A 23,329-nucleotide genomic window follows, 5' to 3' on the forward strand; every position below is an offset into this window, starting at 1 on the left:
TCGGCGGGTGGCTGGTCGCAGGCGGGCGTGGGGTTCGGGAGCGGTGGGGTTCTGCCTGCTGTCCGCCTCCCTGACCGGATGCCACGGACAGTCCGCTGTCGACTCCGCGCGGACCGAGGTGCAGCACGTGCTCGACCGGCGGGCCGCGGCCCTGCTCGGACACGACGAGACGGCTTACGGCCGCACGGGCACCCGCACCCCGTACGAGAACCTGCGCGGGGTGCCGCTCGCGTCCTGGACGTACCGGGTGACCGGCGCGCGCCGCAGCGGGGCCACCGCCACCGCGGACGCCGAGCTGAGCTACCGCGTCGGCGGCTACGACAAGGCCCCGGTGACCACCGCCCGAAGGCTCACCCTCCGGCTCACGGCCGACGGCCGCTGGTACGTCGACTCCGACCGGCCCGCGGTGAAGTCCGACCAGCAGCTGTGGGACCAGGGTGCGGTGAAGGCCGTCGAGGGCGCCCACAGCCTGGTCCTCGGGACCGGTCAGCCGGAGGGCACGCTGCGCACCTACGCCCGGCTCGCCGACCGCGCGGTACCGGCCGTGTCCCAGGCGTGGGGCACCCGCTGGACGCGGCGGGTCGTCGTCCTGGTGCCGCGGTCGCTGGAGGGCATGGCGGGGCTCCTCGGCTCGCCCCCGTCCTCGTACCGCGGGATCGCCGCCGTCACCACCGGTGAGGCGGGAGGCTCCGGGCGGGCGCCCGCGGACCGGGTCGTCGTCAACCCGGAGGCGTACGCCATGCTCGGCGCGGTCGGCAAACAGGTGGTGATCACCCACGAGACGACCCATGTGGCCACCCGCGCCGACACCACCGCGGCCACTCCGCTGTGGCTCTCCGAGGGCTACGCCGACTGGGTCGCCTACCGCGACACGGACCGCGCCCCGTCCGACGCCGCGCCGGAGCTGGCCCGGGCCGTGCGGGGCGGCGGCGTCCCCGCCCAGCTGCCCACCGACCAGGACTTCGGCTTCAGCAACGATCCCGCCCGGCTGGCCCGGGCCTACGAGGGTGGTTGGCTCGCCTGCCGGATGATCGCCGACCGCTGGGGCGAGTCCCGGCTCGACGCGTTCTACCGCGCCGTCGGCGCCCACAACAGCCGCCCGGGCGCGGTCGCCCGGGCCCTGAAACAGGTCCTGGACACGACTCCCGGGGCCTTCACCACCGACTGGCGGAACTACGTGGACGCTCAGCTCGGCTGACCGGGAGCCGGTCCGACGTGGAGCGCCACAGGCCGCGGGCGGCGAGCAGCGCGGCGAGGAGCAACAGGCCGTTGCGCAGGAAGAGCAGGGCCGTGCCGTACGCGTCGCTCGCCACGACGTGTTCGAAACCGGCCGGGAACTCCAGGACCGTGAGCAGGGCCGCGGGCAGGAGCAGCAGCGCGGGCGGGCGCATCCGGGTGCCGGGGAAGCACAGACAGACCCCGGCCAGGCCGATCAGCCACACCAGGTACTGGGGACTGATCACCCTGCTGGTCACGGTGAACAGCAGCACCGCCGTGAACGCCGCGTCCGCGACCGCCGAGGGCGGGGAGCCGGTCCCGCGCCGGGCCACCCGCAGTCGCCACAGCAGCAGCCAGCCGAACGCGGCGCCGGTGAGGCCCAGGGCGGCGGTGCTCACCACGCCGACGTACGGACCGAGGAACTCCACCGAGCCGTAGTTCAGCAGTACCTCGCCCCGCCAGCCGAAGTGCCGTGCGGCGTGGAAGACCAGGGCGCCCAGCGACTCCACCTCGGTACCCCGGTCGCGCTGGAAGGCGAGGAACGCGAAGGCGCCGGGCATGGTGAGCGCGAACAGCAGGGCCAGCGCCCCGGCGGCGGTCGCGGCGGCGGCCCACGCCCGGCGCCCGTCCCGGCCGCGCAGACCCGTCAGGATCAGCACCGGCCACACCTTGACCATCGCCCCGAGGCCCGCCAGCACACCCGCCGCCCGGGGGTGCCGGGCCACCGTGAGCAGCCCGCCGACCGCCAGCGCGGTCACCAGCAGGTCGTAGCGGGCGTACACCGTCGGCCCGAGCAGCGGTACCCCCGCCACCCACATCCACGCCCCGAGCCGCGAGCGGTCGCGGCGCCCGCCCGCGTACCCCAGCAGCGACAGCACGGTCAGGTCGGCGAGACAGGCCAGGACGAAGAAGGCGGTGGTGTAGCCGAGGAAGGGCAGCAGACCGGGGGAGAGGATCGCGAGCGCGGCGGCGGGCGGGTACTGCCAGGTCACGTCGTGCAGCGGGAACGTGCCCTGGCGCAGCACGTCGTACCAGCCCTGGTAGATCACGGAGACGTCGGTCGTCACGTCCGCGCCGGGGAAGGCCCACACCCGCAGGACGTAGAGCAGCAGGACCAGCCGGGTGACACCCCAGACGCCCAGCAGCCACACCGCTCTGCTCACTTACGCACCTTTTCGTCCGGCCGTCCGGTCGGGACACATGATCCACCGGCCCGCTGTGCGCGTGCCATGAGGCACGGCCGCGCGTGGGGGTTGGATAGGGTCGGCGGCGATGCACAAGACCCTGATCGTCACCAACGACTTCCCGCCCCGGCCGGGCGGCATCCAGGCCTTCCTGCACAACATGGCCCTCCGGCTGGACCCCGAGCGGCTCGTCGTGTACGCCTCCACCTGGAAGCGGAGCCGCGAGGGTGTCGAGGCCACCGCCGCCTTCGACGCCGAGCAGCCCTACACCGTCGTCCGCGACCGCACGACCATGCTGCTGCCCACCCCCGCCGCGACCCGGCGGGCCGTGGGGCTGCTGCGGGAGCACGGGTGCACCTCGGTGTGGTTCGGGGCGGCGGCGCCGCTCGGTCTGATGGCGCCCGCGCTGCGCCGGGCCGGCGCCCGGCGGCTGGTGGCCACCACCCACGGGCACGAGGCGGCGTGGGCCCAGCTGCCCGCCGCGCGCCAGCTGCTGCGCCGGATCGGCGAGTCGACCGACACGATCACCTATCTCGGCGAGTACACCCGCTCGCGGATCGCCACCGCGCTCACCCCGGAAGCGGCCCGGCGGATGGTCCAGCTGCCGCCGGGCGTCGACGAGAAGACCTTCCACCCGGGATCCGGCGGCGACGAGGTGCGGGCGAGGCTCGGGCTGACCGAGCGGCCGGTGGTGGTGTGCGTCTCCCGGCTGGTACCGCGCAAAGGACAGGACACGCTGATCCTGGCCATGCCGCGCATCCTCGCCGAGGAGCCGGACGCCGTACTGCTGGTCGTCGGCGGCGGGCCGTACGAGAAGGAGCTGCGCAGGCTGGCCCGGGAGACCGGGGTGACCGACTCGGTGCGTTTCACCGGCGCCGTGCCCTGGTCGGAGCTGCCCGCGCACTACGGCGCCGGGGACGTCTTCGCCATGCCGTGCCGGACCCGGCGCGGCGGACTCGACGTCGAGGGGCTCGGCATCGTCTATCTGGAGGCCTCGGCCACCGGTCTGCCGGTCGTCGCCGGTGATTCGGGCGGGGCGCCCGACGCGGTGCTCGACGGCGAGACCGGCTGGGTCGTGCGCGGCGGCTCCCCCGAGGACGCGGCCGACCGGATCGTCGCCCTGCTCGGCGACCCCGAACTGCGCCACCGGATGGGCGAGCGGGGGCGCCGCTGGGTCGAGGAGAAGTGGCGCTGGGACCTGCTCGCCGGGCGGCTTGAAGAGCTGCTGTGAAAGTCTGCCCCTCAAGTAAAAAGAGCTTCAGCTGAGATAAAAGGATGCTTCAAAGGGACGGCCCAAAGGCTGCCGTTCCTCTAGGCGGAACCGGAAAATCCGCCCATGCTGCGCGCATGACAGCAAAACTGATGCAACGTCAGCTGACGAGACGTCAAATTCTGGGCATGGTCGCCCTCCAGACCGCCGCCACCGCCGGTCTCACCCGCATAGGCCTGCAGTCCGCGCAAGCCGCCGAACCGGCCGCAGTCGAGAGCGCCCCCGCGATCGTCGTCGGCTCCGGCTACGGCGCGGCCGTCGCCGCCCTGCGTCTGGGCCAGGCCGGCATCCGCACCCTGGTGATCGAGATGGGCCGGCTCTGGAACACCGCGGGCGGCGACGGCAAGATCTTCTGCTCCACCAACGCCCCGGACCAGCGCTCCATGTGGTTCCGCACGCGCACCGAGGCCCCGCTCGCCACCTTCCTGTGGCTGGACCTCGTCAACAAGAACATCAGCGCCTACCCCGGCGTCCTCGACCGGGTGCACTTCGACAGCATGTCCGTCTACGTCGGACGGGGCGTCGGCGGCGGCTCCCTGGTCAACGGCGGCATGGCGGTCACCCCGCTCCAGTCGTACTTCACCGAGCAGTTCCCCACCGTGGACGCCACCGAGATGTACAACACGTACTTCCCGCGCGCCCGTTCCATGCTCGGCGTCAACACCATCGACCCGGCCTGGTTCGAGTCCACCGAGTGGTACAAGTTCGCCCGCACCTCCCGCAAGGCCGCAGCCAACGCCGGTCTGAAGACCACCTTCGTGCCCAACGTCTACGACTTCGGCTACATGCAGCGCGAGGCGGCCGGCACGGCCACGAAGTCTGCGCTCGGCGGAGAGGTCATCTACGGCAACAACTACGGCAAACGCAGCCTCGACCGGACGTACCTCGCCGCCGCCCTCGGCACCGGCAACGTCACCATCCACACCATGGAGAAGGTGCGCACCATCGGCCGGGCGAACGACGGGTCGTACGCCCTGACCGTCGACCGCATCGACAACACCGGCGCGGTCGTGGAGACCAAGGTGTACACCTGCACCTATCTGTTCCTCGGCGGCGGCAGCCTGGGGACCACCGAACTCCTGGTCCGCGCCCGGGACACCGGCACCCTGCCCGGCCTGAACTCCAGCGTGGGCGCGGGCTGGGGCACCAACGGCAACACCATGGTCGGGCGTGCCAACCACATCTGGGACACGGTCGGCGCCAACCAGGCCACCATGCCCGTGCTCGGCATCGACGACTGGGCCAACGCCGACAACCCGGTCTTCGCCGAGATCGCCCCGCTGCCCATGGGGTTCGAGCACTGGATCAGCCTCTACCTGGCGATCACCAAGAACCCCCAGCGGGCGACGTTCACCTACGACGCGGCGAGCGGCGGCGTGAAGCTGGGCTGGACCCCGGCGATGAGCGCGGTCTCCGTCGCCATGGCCAAGAAACTGTTCGACCGGATCAACGCGGCCAACCTGACCATCTACCGGTACGACCTGTTCGGCTCGAACAGCAAGGTCTTCGCCGACGACTTCACGTACCACCCGCTGGGCGGCTGCGTGCTGGGCAGGGCCACCGACGACTACGGCCGGGTCAAGGGCTACCCGAAGCTCTACGTCACCGACGGCTCGCTGGTGCCGGGCTCGATCGGGGTGAACCCGTTCGTCACCATCACCGCGCTCGCCGAACGCAACATGGCGCGGGTCCTCGCCGAGGACACCGCGCCATGACACTCCGTCAGGAGGCGTACTACTTCTGGTAGATGGCCTCGATCTCGGCCGCGTAGTCCTTCGCCACCACATTCCGCTTGAGCTTCAGGGACGGCGTCAGGTGGCCCGACTCCTCCGAGAACTGGGAGGGCAGAATGCGGAACTTCCGCACCGATTCCGCTTTCGACACCGCGGCGTTGCCGTCGTCAATCGCGGACTGGATCGCAGTGATGAGATCCGGGTCCTCGCGCAGCGACGCCGCGGTGGCACCCACCGGCTTGCCGTGGTCCGCCGCCCAGCGGCCCAGGAACTCCTCGTCGATGGTGACGAGCGCGCCCACGAACGGCCGCCCGTCGCCCACCACCATGCACTCCGCGACCAGCGCGTGCGCCCGGATCCGGTCCTCGATCACGGCCGGGGCGACGTTCTTGCCGCCCGCGGTGACGATGATCTCCTTCTTGCGGCCGGTGATCCTGAGGTAGCCGTCCTCGTCCAGGGTGCCGATGTCACCGGTGTGGAACCAGCCGTCGGCCAGCGCCTCGGCGGTCGCGGCCTCGTTGTTCCAGTACCCCTTGAACAGGTGCTCGCCGTGCAGCAGCACCTCGCCGTCGTCGGCGATGCGCACCACCGAACCGGGCAGCGGCTGGCCGACCGTGCCGATCTTCTGCCGGTCCCAGGGGTTGAAAGCGGTCGCCGCGCAGGACTCGGTCAGGCCGTAGCCCTCGAGGACCGTGAAGCCGATGCCCCGGAAGAAGTGTCCGAGCCGCTCGCCCAGCGGGGCTCCCCCCGAGATCGCGTACTCGCCCCGGCCGCCGAGCACCGCCCGCAGCTTGCTGTAGACCAGCCTGTCGAACACCTTGTGCTTGATCTTCAGCCCGAGGGACGGGCCCGACGGAGCGTCCAGCGCCTTGCTGTACGCGATCGCGGTGTCCGCCGCCTTGTCGAAGATGGCGCCCTTGCCGTCGGCCTGCGCCTTGGCGCGCGCCGAGTTGTAGACCTTCTCGAAGACGCGCGGGACGCCGAGGATCAGCGTCGGCCGGTACGCGGCCAGCTCGTCGGTGAGGTTCTTGATGTCCGGGACGTTGCCCAGCTTGATCGGCGCGATCATCGGCGCGACCTGCACCAGCCGGCCGAAGACGTGCGCGAGCGGCAGGAAGAGCAGCACCGAGCACTCACCGGTGCGGAACAGGGGCCGCAGCCGCTCCACGATGTTCCCGCACTCCGCGAAGAAGGCACGGTGGGTGAGCACACAGCCCTTGGGCCGACCGGTGGTGCCGGAGGTGTAGACGATGGTTGCCGGGTCGTCCGCCTTGGCGACCGAGCTGCGCTCCTCGACGGCCGCGTCCGTGACGTCCTGGCCGAGCCGGCCCAGCTCCTCCAGGCCCCCGGCCTCGATCTGCCAGATGTGCTTGAGGGCGGGCAGCCGGTCGCGCACCGACTCGACGGCGGCGACGTGCGCGTCCAGCTCCACGACACAGGCCGTCGCGCCCGAGTCGGAGAGGATCCACTCCACCTGCTCCGGGGAGCTGGTCTCGTACACCGGCACGGTGACCGCGCCGGCGCTCCAGATCGCGAAGTCCAGGAGGGTCCACTCGTAGCGGGTGCGGGACATCAGGCCGACCCGGTCGCCGGGCTGGACGCCGGCGGCCATGAGCCCCTTGGCCGCGGCGAGCACCTCGGCCAGGAAGACCGTGGCCGTCACGTCCTGCCAGACACCGTCGACCTTGCGGGCCATGACGGCGACGTCAGGGTGCTGCGCGGCGTTTCTGCGGACGATGTCGCTCAGATTGCCGTCCGCGGGGACCTCGTACAAAGCCGGAAGGCTGAACTCGCGCAAGACTGCTGCTCCTCATAGGGCGCCGGCGCCACGACGTTGTGTGATGCGACGGTCCGGTCCAAGGCTCGGGCAGGTACTCCGGTTGTCCCCCACGAGCCTTGAGGGCCGGTGGTTGAAATCCAGAGCACGACTGGACTGCCCGGACGTTACCCGCCGGTATGGCTTCTACGACAGGGGGTCCCCGCGAGATGTTCGCTGCGTCACACAGATTGGGTTTTCCTCGGCGTACGGTAGTCCACGCCCTTGCTGACTGGCCAGTAACCGCAGGTCCGGCCACACTGTTCACCCATGCCGCACACGCTTACCCTTGATCACCATGGCACCCACACCCGCCGGTAACCGAAGGACGCGCGTCCACGTGGTCAGCGACGTGCACGGCAACGCCCGTGACCTGGCCAGGGCCGGCGAGGGCGCCGACGCCCTGATCTGCCTGGGCGACCTGGTGCTCTTCCTCGACTACCACGACCACTCGCGCGGCATCTTCCCCGACCTGTTCGGCGCGGGGAACGCCGGCCGGCTCGTGGAACTGCGCACCGCCCGCCGCTTCGAGGAGGCCAGGGAGTTCGGGGCCCGGCTGTGGGCGGGCGTCGGCACCGACCGGGCCACCGCGATCGAGGAGGCTGTACGCAAGCAGTACGCCGAACTGTTCGCCGCGTTCCCGACACCGACGTACGCGACCTACGGCAACGTCGACATGCCGCCCCTGTGGCGCGAGTACGCCGGGCCGGGCACGACCGTCCTGGACGGCGAGCGGGTGGAGATCGGCGGGCGCACCTTCGGTTTCGTCGGCGGCGGCCTGCGCACCCCGATGCGGACCCCGTACGAGATCAGCGACGAGGAGTACGCCGCGAAGATCGAGGCCGTCGGTGAGGTCGACGTGCTCTGCACCCACATCCCCCCGGAGGTCCCGGAACTGGTGTACGACACCATGGCCCGCCGCTTCGAACGCGGCAGCCGCGCGCTGCTCGACGCGATCCGCCGCACCAGGCCCCGCTACGCCCTGTTCGGGCACGTCCACCAGCCCCTGGTGCGACGGATGCGGATCGGTGCGACCGAGTGCGTGAACGTCGGGCACTTCGCGGGGACCGGACAACCCTGGGCGCTCGAATGGTGACCGACCCCGGACGGGGTGAAGGCGGCCGACCGGGCGCGCGGTAGCCTTCACGCTGCACACACGTGCGCACGCTCGCGCACGGCGAGCCCGACTAGCGGCCAGCATCCGGAGGAGCCACGGCGATGGCGGAACACACCAGTTCGAGCATCACGATCGAGGCGGTCCCGGCCGACGTCATGGCGGTGATCGCCGACTTCGCCCGCTACCCGGACTGGACCGGCGAGGTCAAGGAGGCGGAGGTGCTGGGGACCGACGGCCAGGGCCGCGCCGAACAGGTCCGCCTCGTCATGGACGCCGGCGCCATCAAGGACGACCAGACCCTCGCCTACACCTGGACCGGCGCCAACGAGGTCTCCTGGACCCTGGTCAAGTCCCAGATGCTGCGCTCCCTGGACGGCTCCTACCTCCTCAGGCCCTCCGGCGCCGGCGCCACCGAGGTGACCTACCAGCTCACCGTCGACGTCAAGATCCCCATGCTCGGCATGATCAAGCGCAAGGCCGAGAAGGTCATCATCGACCGTGCCCTCGCGGGACTGAAGAAGCGCGTGGAATCCGGAGTGGAATTCGGCGGGAAGTAGGCGGCCGCCCCCGACGGGTGAGGCAACGGGTGCTGGTCACCCCCGTACGCCCGCGAAGGTACCGTTCACCCTCATGCGCACCATCCTGATCACCGGCCCGGGCGGCTCCGGACGGACCACCGTCGCCGCCGCCACCGCACTGCGCGCGGCGGCCGGCGGAAGCAGCACCCTCGTGCTCAGCGCCGACCGGGCGGACACCCTGGGTGCGGCGCTGGGCGCGCCGACCGGACCCGCTCCGACGCGGATCCTGCCGGACCTCACGGCCTGGCGGCCCGACCCGGCGGAGGGCTTCCGGGAGGACCTCACCGCGTTCCAGACCCGCGCCAAGAACGTCCTCGACCTCCTGGGCGCGTCCCGCCTCGACGCCGAAGAGGTCACCCCGCTCCCCGGCGCCGAGGAACTGTCCTTCCTGCGCGCCCTGCGCGACGCGGCCCTCTCCGAGCGCTACGACCTGCTGGTCGTGGACCTCCCGGCCACCCCGCGGGCCCTCGGCCTGCTCGCCCTCCCCGAGGAACTGCGCCGCTACCTGCGCCGCCTGCTCCCGCCCGAACGACAGGCCGCCCGCGCCCTGCGCCCCGTCCTCGGCCGGCTCGCCGGCGTCCCGATGCCCGCCGACTGGCTCTACGAGACCGCGGCCCGCTGGGACGTCGAACTCGCCGCCGTGGAATCCGTCGTCGCCGACCGCGCCACCTCCGTACACATGGTCGCCGAACCGGGACCGGCCGGCGCCGACGCCGTCCGCACCGCCGCCCTCGGCCTCGCCCTGCGCGGGCTGCGCACCGAGACCCTGGTCGGCAACCGGGTCCTGCCCGAGACCACCACCGACACCTGGCTCGCCGCACTCGCCGCCCAGCAGCGCAAGGCCCTGGACGACTGGCGGGAGTCGTACGACGTCCACCCGGTCGCCCACCTGGGCCGTGACCCGCACGGTGCCGCCGACCTCACCCGGCTCGCCGCGCCCCCGGTCAACCCGGCGCCCACCCCGGTCGAGTGGCCCGTCACCGACCGGATCGCCGCCGACGGCGTACTGGTCTGGCACATCCCGCTGCCGGGCGCGATACGCGACGAACTCGACCTCGTCCGGCGCGGCGACGAGCTCGTGATCACCGTCGGCCCGTTCCGCCGCATCGTGCCGCTCCCGTCCGCCCTGCGCCGCTGCACCGTGGCCGGTGCCGCCCTGCGCGACGACGAACTGCGCATCCGGTTCGCGCCGGACCCGGACCTGTGGCCGCGCGCGAAGTGATTACCGCTCGTCCGGCGCCGGAGCGTCACCCGAGTCCCGCACCGAGGACCGTGAACCCAGTACGCCCGTTCGGGTAACGTCGAAGAGACGAACCGTAGTCAGGAGTCCGTCATGAGCGAAGAGCGCCCCACACCTGAGCCTTCCGAGCCGGACCCGGCCGAAGACGTGCGGGCGACCGACGCCGACGCCTGGTCCACCGCCTGCGCCGAGGATCTGGAGGCCGAGCGGGCCCGGCGCCGCGCCCAGCACGGCCCGCCTCCGGGCTCGGCCGCCGAGGAACTGCGCAAACTCGTCGACGCCGTCGCCGACAAGCTGTCCGGCCTCCAGTCCCCGCTGCTCGGGGCGGTCGCCGGTCCCGCCGCCCAGCAGGCGGTGCGACAGGTGGTCCAGCAGGCCAAGGCCGCCGTCGACCCCGTCATCGAGCGCAACCCCGAGTTCTTCGACCACCTCGCGGCGGCCGGCGGCGAACTGCTCGCCGCCTACCGTTCCGCCGTGCAGCACCAGGAACAGCGCTGGACATCCCGCACGACGGGCACGCCGGACCCGCAGGACACGCCAGACACGACGGGCGCGGCGGACACGAAAGCCGCGACCACGGATCCGAAGGACCGGGGCGACGACTCCGGCCCGGGAGAACGCATCGACCTGGACTGAAAGCCTCCGCGGGCAGTGCCTCGGGTACGGTTGGCCGTAGCGGGGCTCGACCGAAACTGAGGGATTCATGGGACTCACCATCGGCGTCGACATCGGCGGTACCAAGATCGCGGCCGGTGTGGTCGACGAGGAAGGCAACATCCTCTCGATTCACAAGGTGCCGACCCCGGGCACGCCCGAAGCGATCGTGGACGCCATCGCCTCCGCCGTGGAGGGCGCGCGCGCCGGGCACGAGATCGTCGGCGTGGGCATCGGAGCCGCCGGATACGTGAACCGACAGCGCTCCACCGTCTACTTCGCCCCCAACATCGACTGGCGCCAGGAGCCGCTGAAGGAGAAGGTCGAGGCCCGCGTGGGTCTCCCGGTCGTCGTCGAGAACGACGCCAACGCCGCCGCGTGGGGCGAGTACAAGTTCGGCGCGGGCAAGGGCCACCGCAACGTCATCTGCATCACCCTCGGCACCGGCCTCGGCGGCGGCATCATCATCGGCAACAAGCTGCGCCGCGGCCACTTCGGCGTCGCCGCCGAGTTCGGCCACATCCGGATGGTCCCGGACGGCCTGATGTGCGGCTGCGGCTCCCAGGGCTGCTGGGAGCAGTACGCCTCCGGCCGCGCCCTGGTCCGGTACGCCAAGCAGCGCGCCAACGCCACCCCCGAGCACGCCGAGATCCTGCTCGGCCTCGGCGACGGCACTCCCGCGGGCATCGAGGGCAAGCACATCTCCATGGCCGCCCGCCAGGGCGACCCGGTCGCCGTCGACTCCTACCGCGAGCTGGCCCGCTGGGCCGGCGCCGGCCTCGCCGACCTGGCCTCCCTCTTCGACCCCTCCGCGTTCATCGTCGGCGGCGGTCTCTCCGAGGAGGGCGAACTGGTCCTCGACCCGATCCGTAAGTCGTACAAGCGCTGGCTGGTCGGCGGCAACTGGCGCCCCGTGGCCGAGGTGATCGTGGCCCAGCTCGGCAACGAGGCAGGCCTGGTCGGAGCGGCCGACCTGGCCAGGGAGCCGGACCCGATCATGTAGCCGGCAGGTTCCGCAGCGAGCGGTTCCGCGGTGCTGACAGTGCCCGCCGCGTCTGGTCCCCGGGCGGCGGGCATCGTCGTAGGTTGGGCGTCATGGCGACCACCATGCCCCTCCCCAACTCCACTACGGAACCGGACGGTTCGGCCGTCGTCCGGGTCCTCAGCTACAACATCCGCTCGATGCGGGACGACACCGCCGCGCTGTCGAGGGTGATCACCGCCTGCGCCCCGGACCTGACCCTCGTCCAGGAAGCCCCCCGCTTCTTCCGCTGGCGCAAGAAGCTGGCCCGCCTGGCCGCGGCCACCGGCCAGGTGATCCTCACCGGCGGAGGCACCGCGGCGGGTCCCGCGATCCTCTGCTCGCTCAGGGCCACCGTCGAACGAACCGAGGACGTGCTCCTCCCGCTCACCCCGGGACTCCACAGGCGCGGCTTCGCCACCGCCGTCGTACGGTTCGGCGGGGCACGCGTGGGCGTGCTCAGCTGCCATCTCAGCCTGGACCAGGCCGAGCGCCACGAGCAGGGCGGCCTGCTCCTGGACCGGCTGGCCGCGATGGGCACCGAGTACACGATCGCCGGCGGGGACCTCAACGAACGCCCCGACGGCCGGACCTTCCGGCGGCTGGCCGAGGGCCTTCAGGACTGCCGGGCCACCGCCCCCTGGGGCGGCGAGTACACCTCCACCCCCAGCGACCCCCACCAGCGCATCGACGCGATCTTCGCCGGCAAGGGCGTCGAGGTGCTGGGCTGCGGCGTCCCGCCGGACCTGCCCGGCGTCACCCGGGCCGATCTGCGGGCGGCCACCGACCACCTTCCGGTGCTCGCCGCTCTCAGGGTGCCGGCGGTGTGACGGGGCCGGCGCCGCTCAGACGACGGCCCCCCTGCCCGGGTCGCCGTCCCCGTCGTCGTCCGTCCTCATCCGGGCCACCAGCGTGGCGAAACCGCCGAGGAAGCCGCCGATGCCGAGCGTCGCCAGCCACCACGTCATGTCCCAGCCCAGCAGCACGGCCAGCAGGAGCAGCAACGGACCGCCCACCACGCCCAGCCAGGCGAACCGGGCGGTCGTGTCGGCGTCGGGCAGCGGAGGCGGCTCGGGCGGCACGAAGTGGCCCTCGTCGTCCTCGTCGAAGTCGTCGTCGGACGCCTCGGGCACCACGTAGTCACGGGGCCCGACGCCGGGCGCGAACGAGATGGAACTGCCCAGCGGCCCGGCGGCCGACAGCTCCCCGGCCCCGGCCGCCTTCCCACCGGTTCCATCACTGTCGCCGTCCTCGTCCGGGACGGGATCGGGGAGCGCGAGATCCTCGATCGCCCGGTAGGGCCTCGATCCCGGCGGGTCGGGCGGCTCGTCGCCGTACCCCGCGACGATCGCCGCCCAGGCGGCGTCCTCGTCGAAGGGCACACCCTTCTCGTCCGGCTCGCGATCCTCGCGGTCGGAGTCGTGCTCAGCCAACTGCGGCCGTCCCTTCTGTGCCGACACTGGGTGCGAGCCGGCCGATGAAGGCGAGGCTCTCCTCGAAGATCCGGTCCGCGTCATGGTCCAACGTCGCCACGTGGTAACTCTGTTCCAGCACGACCTCGGTCACGTCCACGGAGGACACCCGGCTCAGGACGCGGGCCGAGTCGGCCGGGGGCACCACATGGTCCTGCGCACTGTGCAGCAGCAGCAGCGGCTGGGTTACCTGGGGCAGCTCGCCGTCCAGTACACGGAAGAAGTTCCGCAGGGAGTGGGCCGCGTGCAGCGGCACCCGGTCGTAGCCGGTCTCCGCCGCGCCGCCCTTCGCGATGTCGCTGGCGATGCCCTTCGTCGTCCGCACCAGGTGCCGGGCCACCGGAAGGGCGTAGGGCGCCAGGCCGTGCATCCGGTTCGCCGGGTTGACCACCACCACACCGGCGACGTCCTCGCCGTGCTTCGCGGCCAGCCGCAGCGCCAGCGCGCCGCCCATCGACAGCCCCGCGACGAACACCCGGGCGCAGCGCTCGCGGAGCACCCGCAGCGCGCGGTCCACCTCCGCGTACCAGTCCTGCCAGCCCGTGAGCTGCATGTCCTCCCACCGGGTGCCGTGCCCGGGCAGCAGCGGCAGCGACACGGTCAGGCCGTGCCCGGCGTGATGCTCCGCCCAGGGGCGCAGCGACTGGGGCGAGCCGGTGAAGCCGTGACAGAGGAGGACGCCGACCTCCCCGCCCTCGTGGCGGTACGGCTCGGCTCCGGGGAGAACCGGCACCTTCGGCTCCTAATCGTGAGAGAGGCGTGAACGACGAGTCCAGATGCCCTTCACCGTACGCGACCGCACTGACACCGACCAGGGTCGACGGCCCCATTGACGGTGCTCCGGGTTAAGGTCTGATCGACGGAAAACAGGAGGCACTCGGTTGTTGTACGGCACGATGAAGGTCGCCATCGGGGGACCGCTGCGGGTCGCCTTCAGACCCTGGGTGGAAGGGCTGGAGCACATTCCGGCCGAGGGGCCCGCCATTCTGGCGAGCAACCACCTCTCGTTCTCGGACTCGTTCTTCCTGCCCGCGGTCCTCGACCGCAAGGTGACCTTCATCGCCAAGGCGGAGTACTTCACCACACCCGGCGTCAAGGGACGGCTGACGGCGGCCTTCTTCAAGGGGGTCGGCCAGCTCCCGGTGGACCGTTCCGGCGCGCGCGGCGCGGGCGAGGCGGCGATCAAGAGCGGCATAGACGTCCTGGAGCGCGGTGAGCTGTTCGGCATCTACCCCGAGGGCACCCGCTCGCCCGACGGCCGCCTCTACCGGGGCAAGCCCGGTGGCCTCGCGCGCGTGGCCCTCGCCACCGGCGCCCCGGTCATCCCCGTCGCGATGATCGACACCGAGAAGATCCAGCCGCCGGGCAAGGTCCTCCCGAAGCTGATGCGGCCCGGCATCCGGATCGGCAAGCCCCTCGACTTCACCCGCTACCAGGGAATGGAGCACGACCGCTTCGTGCTGCGCGCGGTGACGGACGAGGTCATGTACGAGATCATGAAACTGTCCGGCCAGGAGTACGTCGACATCTACGCGACCGCCGCCAAGCGCCAGCTGGCCGACGCCGCGAAGGCCTCGAGGGAAGCCGAAAAGGCGGAGAAGGCCGAGAAGGCGGAGAAGGCCGGGACGAAGTAGGCCTGGTCGGGAGTACGGAGCCCGCGGGGGCGGCCGGAGGGTGGGGGGCGTGCCGAAGCGCGAGAAAGTCCTGAGGATGTCGGTCGAGCTGCCGATGTGGCGTGCGCTCACCGGCTACCGCGTCCTCACCCTGCTGTACGCGGTCGGCCTGTTCGCCTTCGCCTACCACGACTACGACCGCCCGGTCCTCGCCCTCGCCTACTACGCCGTACTGACCGTCTGGACGCTCGCCACGCTGCCCCGGGTGCAGAACGCGGCGGCCTGCACCCGACGCTTCCTCGTCGTCGACCTCGCGGTCGCGCTCACCGGCATCGTCCTCACCCCATGGGTCGTCACCGGCGAGCACATCGAGCGCAGCGGTGCCACCCTGCCCTCGATCTGGACGGCGGGCTCGGTCCTCGCCTTCGCCCTCAAGGGCGGCTGGCGCTGGGCCGCGTTCGCCTCCACCCCGGTCGCCCTCGCCAACCTGGTCGAGCGCGGCCAGTGGGCCCGCGACACCGTGCACAACGTGACCCTCGTCTGGGTCGCCTCCCTCGCCATCGGGTACGTCGTGGAGGTCGCCCGTGCCTCCGAGCGCACCCTCGCCCGCGCCCTGGAGATCGAGGCCGCCACCCGGGAGCGGGAGCGGCTCGCCCGGGACATCCACGACAGCGTGCTCCAGGTCCTCGCGATGGTGCAGCGGCGCGGCGCGGTCATCGGTGGTGAGGCGGCCGAGCTGGGCCGTATGGCGGGGGAGCAGGAGGCCGCGCTGCGCGCGCTGGTCTCCGGCGGGGTGCTGCCCGTACCGCGCCCCTCCGGCGAGGCGGTCGCCACAGCCGAGGAGACGGCCGCGGAAACCGCGCGGGAGCCCGCCGACCCGGCCGCCCCCGTCGATCTGCGCACCCTCCTCCTGCCGTACGCCGCTGCGCGGGTCAGCCTGGCCGAGCCCGGCGCACCGGTACGGCTCCCGGCCGCCGCCGCCGGGGAACTGGCCGCCGCGGTCGGCGCCGCCCTGGACAACGTGCGCCGGCACGCGGGTCCGGACGCGCGGGCCTGGATCCTCGTGGAGGACGAGCCGGACGAGGTGATCGTGACCGTCCGGGACGACGGACCCGGGATCCCCGCCGGCCGGCTCGCCGAGGCGGAGGGCGAGGGCAGACTCGGGGTGGCCCTGTCGATCCGCGGACGGCTGCGCGACCTCGGCGGCAGCGCCGAGCTGATCTCGACGCCCGGTCAGGGCACGGAAGTCGAACTGAAGGTACCGAGGGTCCGCACGGGCCCGGAGGCGTTCCGGGGGAAGGCGGAGAAGAAATGACACAGCGGCAGGACCCGATCAGGGTCATGGTGGTGGACGACCACCCCATGTGGCGCGACGCGGTCGCCCGCGACCTGGCCGAGTCGGGCTTCGAGGTGGTCGCCACCGCGGGGGACGGCGAGCAGGCGGTGCGCCGAGCCCGGGCCGCCGTGCCGGACGTCCTCGTGCTGGACCTCAACCTGCCCGTCAAGCCCGGCGTCCAGGTCTGCAAGGAGCTGGTCGGCACCGACCGGGCGCCGCGGGTCCTGGTGCTGTCGGCGAGCGGCGAGCACGCCGACGTGCTGGAGGCCGTGAAGTCGGGGGCGACGGGATACCTCCTGAAGTCGGCGTCCACCGAGGAACTCCTGGACGCGGTGCGCCGTACGGCGGCCGGCGACCCGGTGTTCACGCCCGGTCTCGCCGGTCTGGTCCTCGGCGAGTACCGCCGGCTGGCCTCCGAGCCCGCGCCCGCCGCGGACACCGACGAGCCGAAGGCACCCCGGCTGACCGAGCGCGAGACCGAGGTGCTGCGGCTGGTCGCCAAGGGCCTGAGCTACAAGCAGATCGCCGAGCGGCTCGTCATCTCCCACCGCACGGTGCAGAACCACGTCCAGAACACCCTCGGCAAACTCCAGCTGCACAACCGGGTCGAACTGGTCCGGTACGCCATAGAGCGCGGACTGGACGACGACTGACGCCGGTTCCCCCGGGGGCCGGCGTGACGTCAACCAATCGCCCGCCGATTCACCGGAATTGCCCTTCCCGCCCATCCCTGTGTGACATGGCTCACCATTAGCGTGGCCCTCATCAGGCAACGCGGTGAAGGGATGTTTCCATGCGGGTCGGAGTACTGACCGGGGGCGGCGACTGCCCCGGGCTCAACGCCGTCATCCGGGGCGTCGTACGCAAGGGCGTACAGGAGTACGGCTACGAATTCGTCGGCTACCGGGACGGCTGGCGCGGCCCCCTCGAAGGCGACACCGTCCGCCTAGACATCCCCGCGGTGCGCGGCATCCTGCCCCGTGGCGGGACCATCCTCGGCTCCTCGCGGACCAACCCCCTCAAGCAGGAGGACGGGATCCGCCGGATCAAGGACAACCTCGCCAAGCACGAGGTCGAGGCGCTGATCGCGATCGGCGGCGAGGACACCCTCGGCGTGGCCGCCCGGCTGTCCGACGAGTACGCGGTGCCGTGCGTCGGCGTGCCGAAGACCATCGACAACGACCTCTCCGCCACCGACTACACCTTCGGCTTCGACACCGCCGTCTCCATCGCCACGGAGGCCATCGACCGGCTGCACACCACGGCCGAGTCCCACATGCGGGTCCTGGTCTGCGAGGTGATGGGCCGGCACGCCGGCTGGATCGCCCTGCACTCCGGGCTCGCGGGCGGCGCGAACGTCATCCTGATCCCCGAGCAGCGCTTCGACCTCGACCAGGTGTGCGCCTGGATCACCTCCCGCTTCAAGGCGTCCTACGCCCCGATCGTGGTGGTCGCAGAGGGCGCCATGCCCAAGGACGGCGAGATGGTCCTCAAGGACCAGTCGACGGACTCCTTCGGGCATGTGCGGCTCTCCGGCGTCGGCGAGTGGCTCGCCAAGGAGATCGAGCGGCGCACCGGCAAGGAGGCGCGGACCACCGTCCTCGGGCACGTCCAGCGCGGCGGCACCCCGACCGCCTTCGACCGCTGGCTCGCCACCCGCTTCGGCCTGCACGCCATCGACGCCGTCCGCGACCGTGACTTCGGCAAGATGGTCGCCCTGCAGGGCACCGACATCGTCCGGGTCCCGATCGCCCAGGCCACGGCCCGGCTGAAGACGGTCGACCCGAAGCTGTACGAAGAGGCCGGGGTCTTCTTCGGCTGACCCCCGCCCGCGGCGGTGTGCTCAGGGCCGGGCGGCGGCGCGGTCCTGGGGCAGCCGGTCGATCAGCTCACGCACGATCGCCGGCCCGTTCAGCGTCAGCACGGACTCCGGGTGGAACTGGACCCCGCCGAACCCGGCGCCCCGGAGCGCGTGCACCTCGCCGTTCGCCGACCGGCTCACCTCGATTCCGTGCGCGGCCAGCTCGGCCGCCGCCGCGTCGTCGCAGCGCGCCGTGAAACTGTTGTAGAAGCCGACGGTCTCCGCCCGGCCGAACAGGTCGACCGTGGTCTGCGCCCCCTGGTGAGGCACCTCCTTGCGGACGATGTCCAGGCCCAGCTCGGCCGCGATCAGCTCGTGACCCAGGCAGACACCGAGGACGCCGTGCCGGTGCCCCCGGAGCACCTCGGCGGTCAGGTTCCGCAGGAACCGCATCTTCGGATCGGCGAGATCGGCCGGATCGCCGGGACCGGGCCCGAGGACGACCGTCCCCGGGTGCCCGAGCACCGCCTCCCGCAGGCCCGGTTCGTCATAGCGCCGTACGGTCACCTCCAGTCCGGCGGTCCGCAGCAGATGCGCGAGCATCGCCGTGAAGGTGTCCTCGGCGTCGACGACCAGGGCGTGCCCGGTCAGCTCCCGGGCGCGCTCCCGCATCCGCAGCCAGAACGGCGCCAGCGAGGCACGGCGCCCGTCCAGCGCCGCCCGTACCCGCGGGTCGTCGGCCAGCCGGGGACGGGTGTGCTCCTCCCGCGGCCGGGACGGCCGCACCCCGAGCGCCGCCAGTACGCCCGCCGCCTTCGCGTGCGTCTCCGCCACCTCGCCCGCCGGGTCCGAGCCGCGTACCAGCGTCGCGCCGACCGCGACCTCCAGCCGCCCCGCCGCGTCGATGTCCGCGGTGCGGATCAGGATCGGCGAGTCCAAGGTCTGGGCCCCGCCCGGGTCCCTGCCCAGCAGGGCGAGGGCGCCCGCGTAGTAGCCCCGCCCGCCGGACTCGTACCGCTCGATGACCCGGCAGGCGTTCTGCACCGGCGAGCCGGTCACCGTCGCCGCGAACATGGTCTCCCGCAGGACGTCCCGCACGTCCAGCGAGGACTTGCCGCGCAGCTCGTACTCGGTGTGCGCGAGGTGCGCCATCTCCTTCAGACGCGGCCCGACCACCACCCCGCCCATGTCGCCGACCGTGCACATCATCTTGAGTTCCTCGTCGACCACCATCGACAGCTCCTCGGTCTCCTTGCCGTCGGCGAGGAACTCCAGCAGGTGCTCGGGGGTCGGACCGCCTTCCGGGTACCGGTACGTGCCGCTGATCGGGTTCATCACGACCGTGCCGCCCGACATCCGGACGTGCACCTCCGGGCTCGCCCCGACCAGCGTGCGGTCCCCGGTGTGCACCACGAAGGTCCAGTACGCGCCCCGCTCGCCCGCCAGCAGCCGCCGGAACAGCGCGAGGGCGTCCGCGCGGCCGAAGCCGGGAAGCTCGCCCCGGTACGTCCGCCGGATGACGAAGTTCGCGCCCTCGCCCCGCCCGATCTCGTCGCGCAGCACCCGCCCGACGATCTCGCCGTACTCCTCGTCCCCGACGTCGAAACCGCCGCCCTCCACCCGCACGGCGTGCGACGGGAGCTGGTCCAGCGCCTCCGCGAGCGGGATCTCGTAGGACTCCTCGGGGGTCAGCACCGCCAGGGGTGTCCCGTCGTCACGGACACCGAAGCCACGCTCACGGATCTGCCGGAACGGCACGAGGGCCAGCCCCTCGTCGGGCAGCTCGGCGAGCCGCTCGCACGTGGTCACCGGTCCGACCAGCACCTCCACTGTGTCCCCGGCGGTCCCGGCGCGCCCGGGGGTGCGGCGGCGCAGCAGGGCGAAGGGGCGGTCGTCGTGCAGGAGCTGTGCCAGGTCCATGGGTTCCTCTTCCGTCGATGTCGGTCGACGCCGGTGAGGAACGGCCCAGGTGGTGGAAACACGGAAGGCCGCCCCTCGGGCGGCCTTCGCGAAGTCTTGGATACGCGCAGTCAGCGGGCCGCCGGATGAGCGGTCCACCACCAGTTCTGGATCGAGTGCGCGAACATGCCGGAAACCCTACCGCATGTCCACAGTGCGTATCCCGTGTCTCATTTGCTGGGCAGGGGCGGGAAGCCCGGTCGGCACCCCTTAGGGTTGAGAGCGTGACCGTGAACGCTAAGACCAGCCCCGGCGCTGGCAACACCTGGCGAAACCTGCCCGCGGCGCAGCAGCCCGAGTACCCCGACACCGAGGCTCTGCGCGCAGTGATCGCGGACCTCGAGTCGTATCCGCCGCTCGTCTTCGCGGGCGAGTGCGACCAGCTGCGCGCCCGGATGGCGGCCGTCGCCAAGGGAGAGGCGTTCCTCCTCCAGGGCGGCGACTGCGCCGAGGCGTTCGACGCGGTGTCCGCGGACCATATCCGCAGCAAGCTGAAGACCCTGCTCCAGATGGGCGCCGTGCTCACGTACGCCGCCTCCGTGCCGGTGGTCAAGGTCGGCCGCATCGCCGGCCAGTACTCCAAGCCGCGCTCCAAGCCGAGCGAGACCCGCGGCGGCGTCACCCTCCCGGTGTACCGCGGCGACTCGGTGAACGGCTTCGAGTTCACCGAGGCGAGCCGGATCCCGGACCCCGAGCGGCTCAAGCGCATGTACCACGCGTCGGCCTCCACGCTGAACCTGGTGCGCGCCTTCACCACCGGCGGTTACGCCGACCTGCGCCAGGTGCACGCCTGGAACCAGGACTTCGTGCGGTCCTCCCCGTCCGGGCAGCGCTACGAGCAGCTCGCCCGCGAGATCGACAACGCGCTGAACTTCATGCGGGCCTGCGGGACCGACCCGGAGGAGTTCAAGACGGTCGAGTTCTTCTCCTCCCACGAGGCGCTGCTGCTCGACTACGAGTCCGCCCTGACCAGGGTCGACTCCCGCACCGGCCAGCTGTACGACGTCTCCGGGCACATGGTGTGGATCGGTGAGCGCACCCGCCAGATGGACGGCGCGCACATCGAGTTCGCCTCGAAGATCCGCAACCCGATCGGCATCAAGCTCGGCCCGACCACGACGGCCGAGGAGGCGCTGCGCTACATCGACCGCCTCGACCCCGAGCGCGAGCCGGGACGCCTGACCTTCATCGTCCGGATGGGCGCCGACAAGATCCGCGACCGGCTTCCCGAGCTGGTCGAGAAGGTCACGGCGTCCGGTGCGACGGTGGCCTGGGTGGCCGACCCGATGCACGGCAACACCTTCGAGGCGGCCTCGGGCCACAAGACCCGCCGCTTCGACGACGTGCTGGACGAGGTCAAGGGCTTCTTCGAGGTCCACAAGGGCCTGGGCACCCACCCGGGCGGCATCCACGTCGAGCTGACCGGTGACGATGTCACCGAGTGCGTGGGCGGCGGCGACGAGATCTTCGTGGACGACCTGCACCAGCGCTACGAGACGGCCTGCGACCCGCGCCTGAACCGCAGCCAGTCGCTGGACCTGGCGTTCCTGGTCGCGGAGATGTACCGGGACCAGTAGTCGCACAGGGACTGTATGCGCTGGGGCGCGGATCACATACGATCCGCGCCCCAGCGCACTTTTGCGTCTCCGGCATGGCAGGTAAGGTTAGGTTAGCCTCACCGACTACGGGACAGGCGTCATCGATCGATCCCGTCCGGGAGGTGAACCCGCGTGTTCGTCTGCAGCTGCTTCGGCATCACCGAGGCCCAGGTCAAGCGGCACGCGGAGGGTGGCGCCTGCACCCCCCGGCAGATCGCCTCCGCCTGCAAGGCGGGCACCGACTGCGGCTCGTGTGTGCGGCGCATCCAGGCCATCCTCGGCCGTGGCGCGTGCCCGCGCCGGGAGCTGGCCGACCAGGGCCGGCCGGTGCTGACCGAACTGGCCGAGCTGGACGAGGCCGCCTGACGGGTCAGCTCTCGGGCTGCTCGATCAGCTGCGCGAGGTAGAGCGCCTCGCCGAGCTTCTCCACCAGTTCGAGCTGGGTGTCCAGGTAGTCGATGTGGTGCTCCTCGTCGGCGAGGATGTCCTCGAAGATGTTCGCGGACGTGATGTCCCCCTTCTCCCGCATCACCTTGATGCCCCGCTTGAGCCGGTCGATCGCCTCCACCTCGACCTCGCGGTCCGCCTCGAACATCTCCTTGACGGTCTGGCCCACCCGCACATGGAAGAGCCGCTGGTAGTTCGGGAGTCCGTCCAGGAACAGGATGCGGTCGGTGAGCACCTCGGCGTGCTTCATCTCGTCGAACGACTCGTGCCGGGTGTACTTCGCGAGCTTCGTCCAGCCGAAGTTCTCCTGCATCTTCGCGTGCAGGAAGTACTGGTTGATCGCGGTGAGCTCACCGGTGAGCTGCTCGTTGAGGAATTCGATGACCTCGGGGTCGCCCTGCATCGCATGGGCTCCTTCCATACGGGGAACGGGTGAGGTTGCGGCCGACGGCCGCATGATTGCACCGGTGTCGAAGATCGTCCAGTAAGTGCGTGCTTAGTAAGTAAGGGCGTACTTGCCACTACTTGATGCTGTTTCCAGCCAATTGTCGCTTTCGCGAGGCATGGCTGGTCAAGCGCACTGTCCGGGGTCTGTCAGGATGGAGTCATGGGTCATCCGGCGGAGTGCGCATCTGGAGAAGCGGCGGGGTCCGGGCTTCCGCCGGGACAGCGGCTGCAGCGCGGCTGGCCGGTGACGCACTACGGTCCGGTGCCCAAGTTCCGTCCCGAACGCTGGGAGTTCAGGGTCTTCGGTGCCACCGCCGACGGCGCGAAGCGCTGCTGGAGCCACGAGGAGTTCACGGCCCTGCCGTACACCACCGTGGTGGCCGATCTGCACTGCGTGACGAAGTACAGCATGCTCGGCGCGGAATGGGGCGGTGTCCCCGCCCGCGAGATCCTGGCCGGCGCACCGCCCGCGCCGGACGTCACCCATGTGATGGTCTGGGCGGAGTACGGCTTCAGCTCCAACCTGCGCCTGGCGGACTTCACCTCGGACCGCACCATCTTCGCCACCCACAAGGACGGCGAACTCCTCACCGCCGAACACGGCTTCCCGGTCCGCCTCGTCGTCCCCCATCTGTACGCCTGGAAGGGACCCAAGTGGGTCCGTGGCGTGGAGTACATGACCGCCGACCGACGCGGCTTCTGGGAGGAGCGCGGCTACCACAACATAGGCGACCCCTGGCGGGAACAGCGCTACTCCTACCAGGAGAAATCCGGGGACGGCCCCGAACTCTGACACCGCGCGGGGTGCCGGCCCCGGGCGACGGG

23 protein-coding genes are annotated in these 23,329 nt (G+C 71.6%); 16 read left to right on the forward strand and 7 right to left on the reverse strand.

What is annotated here, in order from left to right; all coding sequences use genetic code 11:
• Positions 1 to 7: 7 nt before the first annotated feature.
• Positions 8 to 1,198 carry a hypothetical protein gene (locus ACIPK3_RS04385; RefSeq protein WP_402566498.1) on the forward strand — a complete coding sequence of 397 codons (1,191 nt, stop codon included), beginning with the start codon at positions 8 to 10 and terminating at the stop codon, positions 1,196 to 1,198.
• On the opposite strand, the gene ACIPK3_RS04390 is transcribed toward ACIPK3_RS04385, so the two are convergent.
• The gene (locus ACIPK3_RS04390) at positions 1,155 to 2,381 is read right to left on the reverse strand and encodes a glycosyltransferase 87 family protein (RefSeq protein ID WP_402566499.1); all 1,227 of its coding nucleotides are present in this window, start codon (positions 2,379 to 2,381) and stop codon (positions 1,155 to 1,157) included. The genes ACIPK3_RS04385 and ACIPK3_RS04390 overlap by 44 nt on opposite strands.
• A 109-nt stretch (positions 2,382 to 2,490) precedes the next feature.
• On the opposite strand from ACIPK3_RS04390, the gene ACIPK3_RS04395 reads away from it, so the two are divergent.
• Both ACIPK3_RS04395 and ACIPK3_RS04400 read left to right on the forward strand, forming a co-directional pair.
• Positions 2,491 to 3,633 carry a glycosyltransferase family 4 protein gene (locus ACIPK3_RS04395; RefSeq protein WP_402566500.1) on the forward strand — a complete coding sequence of 381 codons (1,143 nt, stop codon included), beginning with the start codon at positions 2,491 to 2,493 and terminating at the stop codon, positions 3,631 to 3,633.
• 167 nt (positions 3,634 to 3,800) lie between these two features.
• Positions 3,801 to 5,387 carry a GMC oxidoreductase gene (locus ACIPK3_RS04400; protein WP_402566853.1) on the forward strand — a complete coding sequence of 529 codons (1,587 nt, stop codon included), beginning with the start codon at positions 3,801 to 3,803 and terminating at the stop codon, positions 5,385 to 5,387.
• A 19-nt stretch (positions 5,388 to 5,406) separates the two neighbouring features.
• Here ACIPK3_RS04400 and ACIPK3_RS04405 read toward each other — a convergent pair whose 3' ends face one another.
• A complete protein-coding gene (locus tag ACIPK3_RS04405; RefSeq protein ID WP_402566501.1) occupies positions 5,407 to 7,203 on the reverse strand; it encodes an AMP-dependent synthetase/ligase in 1,797 nt (598 codons plus the stop codon).
• 316 nt (positions 7,204 to 7,519) lie between these two features.
• Here ACIPK3_RS04405 and ACIPK3_RS04410 point away from each other — a divergent pair, with 316 nt between their 5' ends.
• From ACIPK3_RS04410 to ACIPK3_RS04435, 6 genes are all read left to right on the forward strand, one after another.
• Positions 7,520 to 8,317, forward strand: a complete 798-nt coding sequence (locus tag ACIPK3_RS04410; protein ID WP_402566502.1) for a metallophosphoesterase — start codon at positions 7,520 to 7,522, stop codon at positions 8,315 to 8,317.
• 122 nt (positions 8,318 to 8,439) lie between these two features.
• Positions 8,440 to 8,895: an SRPBCC family protein gene (locus ACIPK3_RS04415; protein WP_402566503.1), complete on the forward strand. Its 456-nt coding sequence runs from the start codon at positions 8,440 to 8,442 to the stop codon at positions 8,893 to 8,895.
• A 73-nt stretch (positions 8,896 to 8,968) separates the two neighbouring features.
• Positions 8,969 to 10,138, forward strand: a complete 1,170-nt coding sequence (locus ACIPK3_RS04420) for an ArsA family ATPase (protein ID WP_402566504.1) — start codon at positions 8,969 to 8,971, stop codon at positions 10,136 to 10,138.
• Between the two features lie 111 nt (positions 10,139 to 10,249).
• Positions 10,250 to 10,792 (forward strand): DUF5304 domain-containing protein, encoded by a 543-nt coding sequence (locus tag ACIPK3_RS04425; protein ID WP_402566505.1) that lies wholly within the window; start codon positions 10,250 to 10,252, stop codon positions 10,790 to 10,792.
• Positions 10,793 to 10,859: 67 nt separating this feature from the next.
• Positions 10,860 to 11,813, forward strand: coding sequence for an ROK family glucokinase (locus ACIPK3_RS04430; RefSeq protein WP_402566506.1), 954 nt, complete (start codon positions 10,860 to 10,862; stop codon positions 11,811 to 11,813).
• A gap of 92 nt (positions 11,814 to 11,905) precedes the next feature.
• A complete protein-coding gene (locus ACIPK3_RS04435) occupies positions 11,906 to 12,661 on the forward strand; it encodes an endonuclease/exonuclease/phosphatase family protein (RefSeq protein ID WP_402566507.1) in 756 nt (251 codons plus the stop codon).
• Positions 12,662 to 12,676: 15 nt separating this feature from the next.
• Here ACIPK3_RS04435 and ACIPK3_RS04440 read toward each other — a convergent pair whose 3' ends face one another.
• Together ACIPK3_RS04440 and ACIPK3_RS04445 are read right to left on the reverse strand one after the other, a co-directional pair.
• Entirely contained in the window at positions 12,677 to 13,264 is a 588-nt protein-coding gene (locus tag ACIPK3_RS04440; RefSeq protein ID WP_402566508.1) for a hypothetical protein, read from the reverse strand.
• Entirely contained in the window at positions 13,257 to 14,036 is a 780-nt protein-coding gene (locus ACIPK3_RS04445; RefSeq protein WP_402566509.1) for an alpha/beta hydrolase, read from the reverse strand. Before ACIPK3_RS04445 ends, ACIPK3_RS04440 begins: the two co-directional genes overlap by 8 nt.
• Positions 14,037 to 14,187: 151 nt before the next feature.
• On the opposite strand from ACIPK3_RS04445, the gene ACIPK3_RS04450 reads away from it, so the two are divergent.
• From ACIPK3_RS04450 to ACIPK3_RS04465, 4 genes are all read left to right on the forward strand, one after another.
• Entirely contained in the window at positions 14,188 to 14,937 is a 750-nt protein-coding gene (locus ACIPK3_RS04450; RefSeq protein ID WP_402566854.1) for a lysophospholipid acyltransferase family protein, read from the forward strand.
• Between the two features lie 49 nt (positions 14,938 to 14,986).
• A complete protein-coding gene (gene macS / locus ACIPK3_RS04455; RefSeq protein ID WP_402566510.1) occupies positions 14,987 to 16,231 on the forward strand; it encodes a MacS family sensor histidine kinase in 1,245 nt (414 codons plus the stop codon).
• Entirely contained in the window at positions 16,228 to 16,905 is a 678-nt protein-coding gene (locus ACIPK3_RS04460) for a response regulator (RefSeq protein WP_402566511.1), read from the forward strand. Before macS ends, ACIPK3_RS04460 begins: the two co-directional genes overlap by 4 nt.
• A 140-nt stretch (positions 16,906 to 17,045) precedes the next feature.
• Positions 17,046 to 18,074: a 6-phosphofructokinase gene (locus ACIPK3_RS04465; protein ID WP_402566512.1), complete on the forward strand. Its 1,029-nt coding sequence runs from the start codon at positions 17,046 to 17,048 to the stop codon at positions 18,072 to 18,074.
• A gap of 21 nt (positions 18,075 to 18,095) precedes the next feature.
• Here the strand turns inward: ACIPK3_RS04465 and ACIPK3_RS04470 are convergent, their stop codons facing one another.
• Both ACIPK3_RS04470 and ACIPK3_RS04475 read right to left on the reverse strand, forming a co-directional pair.
• Complete coding sequence (locus ACIPK3_RS04470; protein ID WP_402566513.1) at positions 18,096 to 19,973, reverse strand: anthranilate synthase family protein; 1,878 nt, start codon at positions 19,971 to 19,973, stop codon at positions 18,096 to 18,098.
• A gap of 110 nt (positions 19,974 to 20,083) precedes the next feature.
• Positions 20,084 to 20,140, reverse strand: coding sequence for a trp operon leader peptide (locus ACIPK3_RS04475; RefSeq protein WP_079033853.1), 57 nt, complete (start codon positions 20,138 to 20,140; stop codon positions 20,084 to 20,086).
• 96 nt (positions 20,141 to 20,236) lie between these two features.
• On the opposite strand from ACIPK3_RS04475, the gene ACIPK3_RS04480 reads away from it, so the two are divergent.
• Together ACIPK3_RS04480 and ACIPK3_RS04485 are read left to right on the forward strand one after the other, a co-directional pair.
• The gene (locus ACIPK3_RS04480) at positions 20,237 to 21,589 is read left to right on the forward strand and encodes a class II 3-deoxy-7-phosphoheptulonate synthase (RefSeq protein WP_402566514.1); all 1,353 of its coding nucleotides are present in this window, start codon (positions 20,237 to 20,239) and stop codon (positions 21,587 to 21,589) included.
• 153 nt (positions 21,590 to 21,742) lie between these two features.
• Complete coding sequence (locus tag ACIPK3_RS04485; protein ID WP_402566515.1) at positions 21,743 to 21,976, forward strand: bacterioferritin-associated ferredoxin; 234 nt, start codon at positions 21,743 to 21,745, stop codon at positions 21,974 to 21,976.
• A 4-nt stretch (positions 21,977 to 21,980) separates the two neighbouring features.
• Here the strand turns inward: ACIPK3_RS04485 and bfr are convergent, their stop codons facing one another.
• The gene (bfr, locus tag ACIPK3_RS04490; RefSeq protein WP_402566516.1) at positions 21,981 to 22,460 is read right to left on the reverse strand and encodes a bacterioferritin; all 480 of its coding nucleotides are present in this window, start codon (positions 22,458 to 22,460) and stop codon (positions 21,981 to 21,983) included.
• Positions 22,461 to 22,664: 204 nt separating this feature from the next.
• On the opposite strand from bfr, the gene ACIPK3_RS04495 reads away from it, so the two are divergent.
• Positions 22,665 to 23,297, forward strand: coding sequence for a sulfite oxidase-like oxidoreductase (locus ACIPK3_RS04495; protein ID WP_402566517.1), 633 nt, complete (start codon positions 22,665 to 22,667; stop codon positions 23,295 to 23,297).
• Positions 23,298 to 23,329 lie beyond the last annotated feature (32 nt).

This window comes from Streptomyces sp. NPDC086787 (assembly GCF_044745865.1).
Lineage (GTDB): Bacteria > Actinomycetota > Actinomycetes > Streptomycetales > Streptomycetaceae > Streptomyces.

Bases quoted from the DNA above. Each gene is read 5' to 3' on its own strand.
- ACIPK3_RS04395 (WP_402566500.1), top strand. From the start codon at position 2,491: ATGCACAAGACCCTGATCGTCACCAACGACTTCCCGCCCCGGCCGGGC.
- ACIPK3_RS04400 (WP_402566853.1), top strand. From the start codon at position 3,801: ATGGTCGCCCTCCAGACCGCCGCCACCGCCGGTCTCACCCGCATAGGC.
- ACIPK3_RS04410 (WP_402566502.1), top strand. From the start codon at position 7,520: ATGGCACCCACACCCGCCGGTAACCGAAGGACGCGCGTCCACGTGGTC.
- ACIPK3_RS04415 (WP_402566503.1), top strand. From the start codon at position 8,440: ATGGCGGAACACACCAGTTCGAGCATCACGATCGAGGCGGTCCCGGCC.
- ACIPK3_RS04420 (WP_402566504.1), top strand. From the start codon at position 8,969: ATGCGCACCATCCTGATCACCGGCCCGGGCGGCTCCGGACGGACCACC.
- ACIPK3_RS04425 (WP_402566505.1), top strand. From the start codon at position 10,250: ATGAGCGAAGAGCGCCCCACACCTGAGCCTTCCGAGCCGGACCCGGCC.
- ACIPK3_RS04430 (WP_402566506.1), top strand. From the start codon at position 10,860: ATGGGACTCACCATCGGCGTCGACATCGGCGGTACCAAGATCGCGGCC.
- ACIPK3_RS04435 (WP_402566507.1), top strand. From the start codon at position 11,906: ATGGCGACCACCATGCCCCTCCCCAACTCCACTACGGAACCGGACGGT.
- ACIPK3_RS04460 (WP_402566511.1), top strand. From the start codon at position 16,228: ATGACACAGCGGCAGGACCCGATCAGGGTCATGGTGGTGGACGACCAC.
- ACIPK3_RS04465 (WP_402566512.1), top strand. From the start codon at position 17,046: ATGCGGGTCGGAGTACTGACCGGGGGCGGCGACTGCCCCGGGCTCAAC.
- ACIPK3_RS04470 (WP_402566513.1), bottom strand. From the start codon at position 19,973: ATGGACCTGGCACAGCTCCTGCACGACGACCGCCCCTTCGCCCTGCTG.
- bfr (WP_402566516.1), bottom strand. From the start codon at position 22,460: ATGCAGGGCGACCCCGAGGTCATCGAATTCCTCAACGAGCAGCTCACC.
- ACIPK3_RS04495 (WP_402566517.1), top strand. From the start codon at position 22,665: ATGGGTCATCCGGCGGAGTGCGCATCTGGAGAAGCGGCGGGGTCCGGG.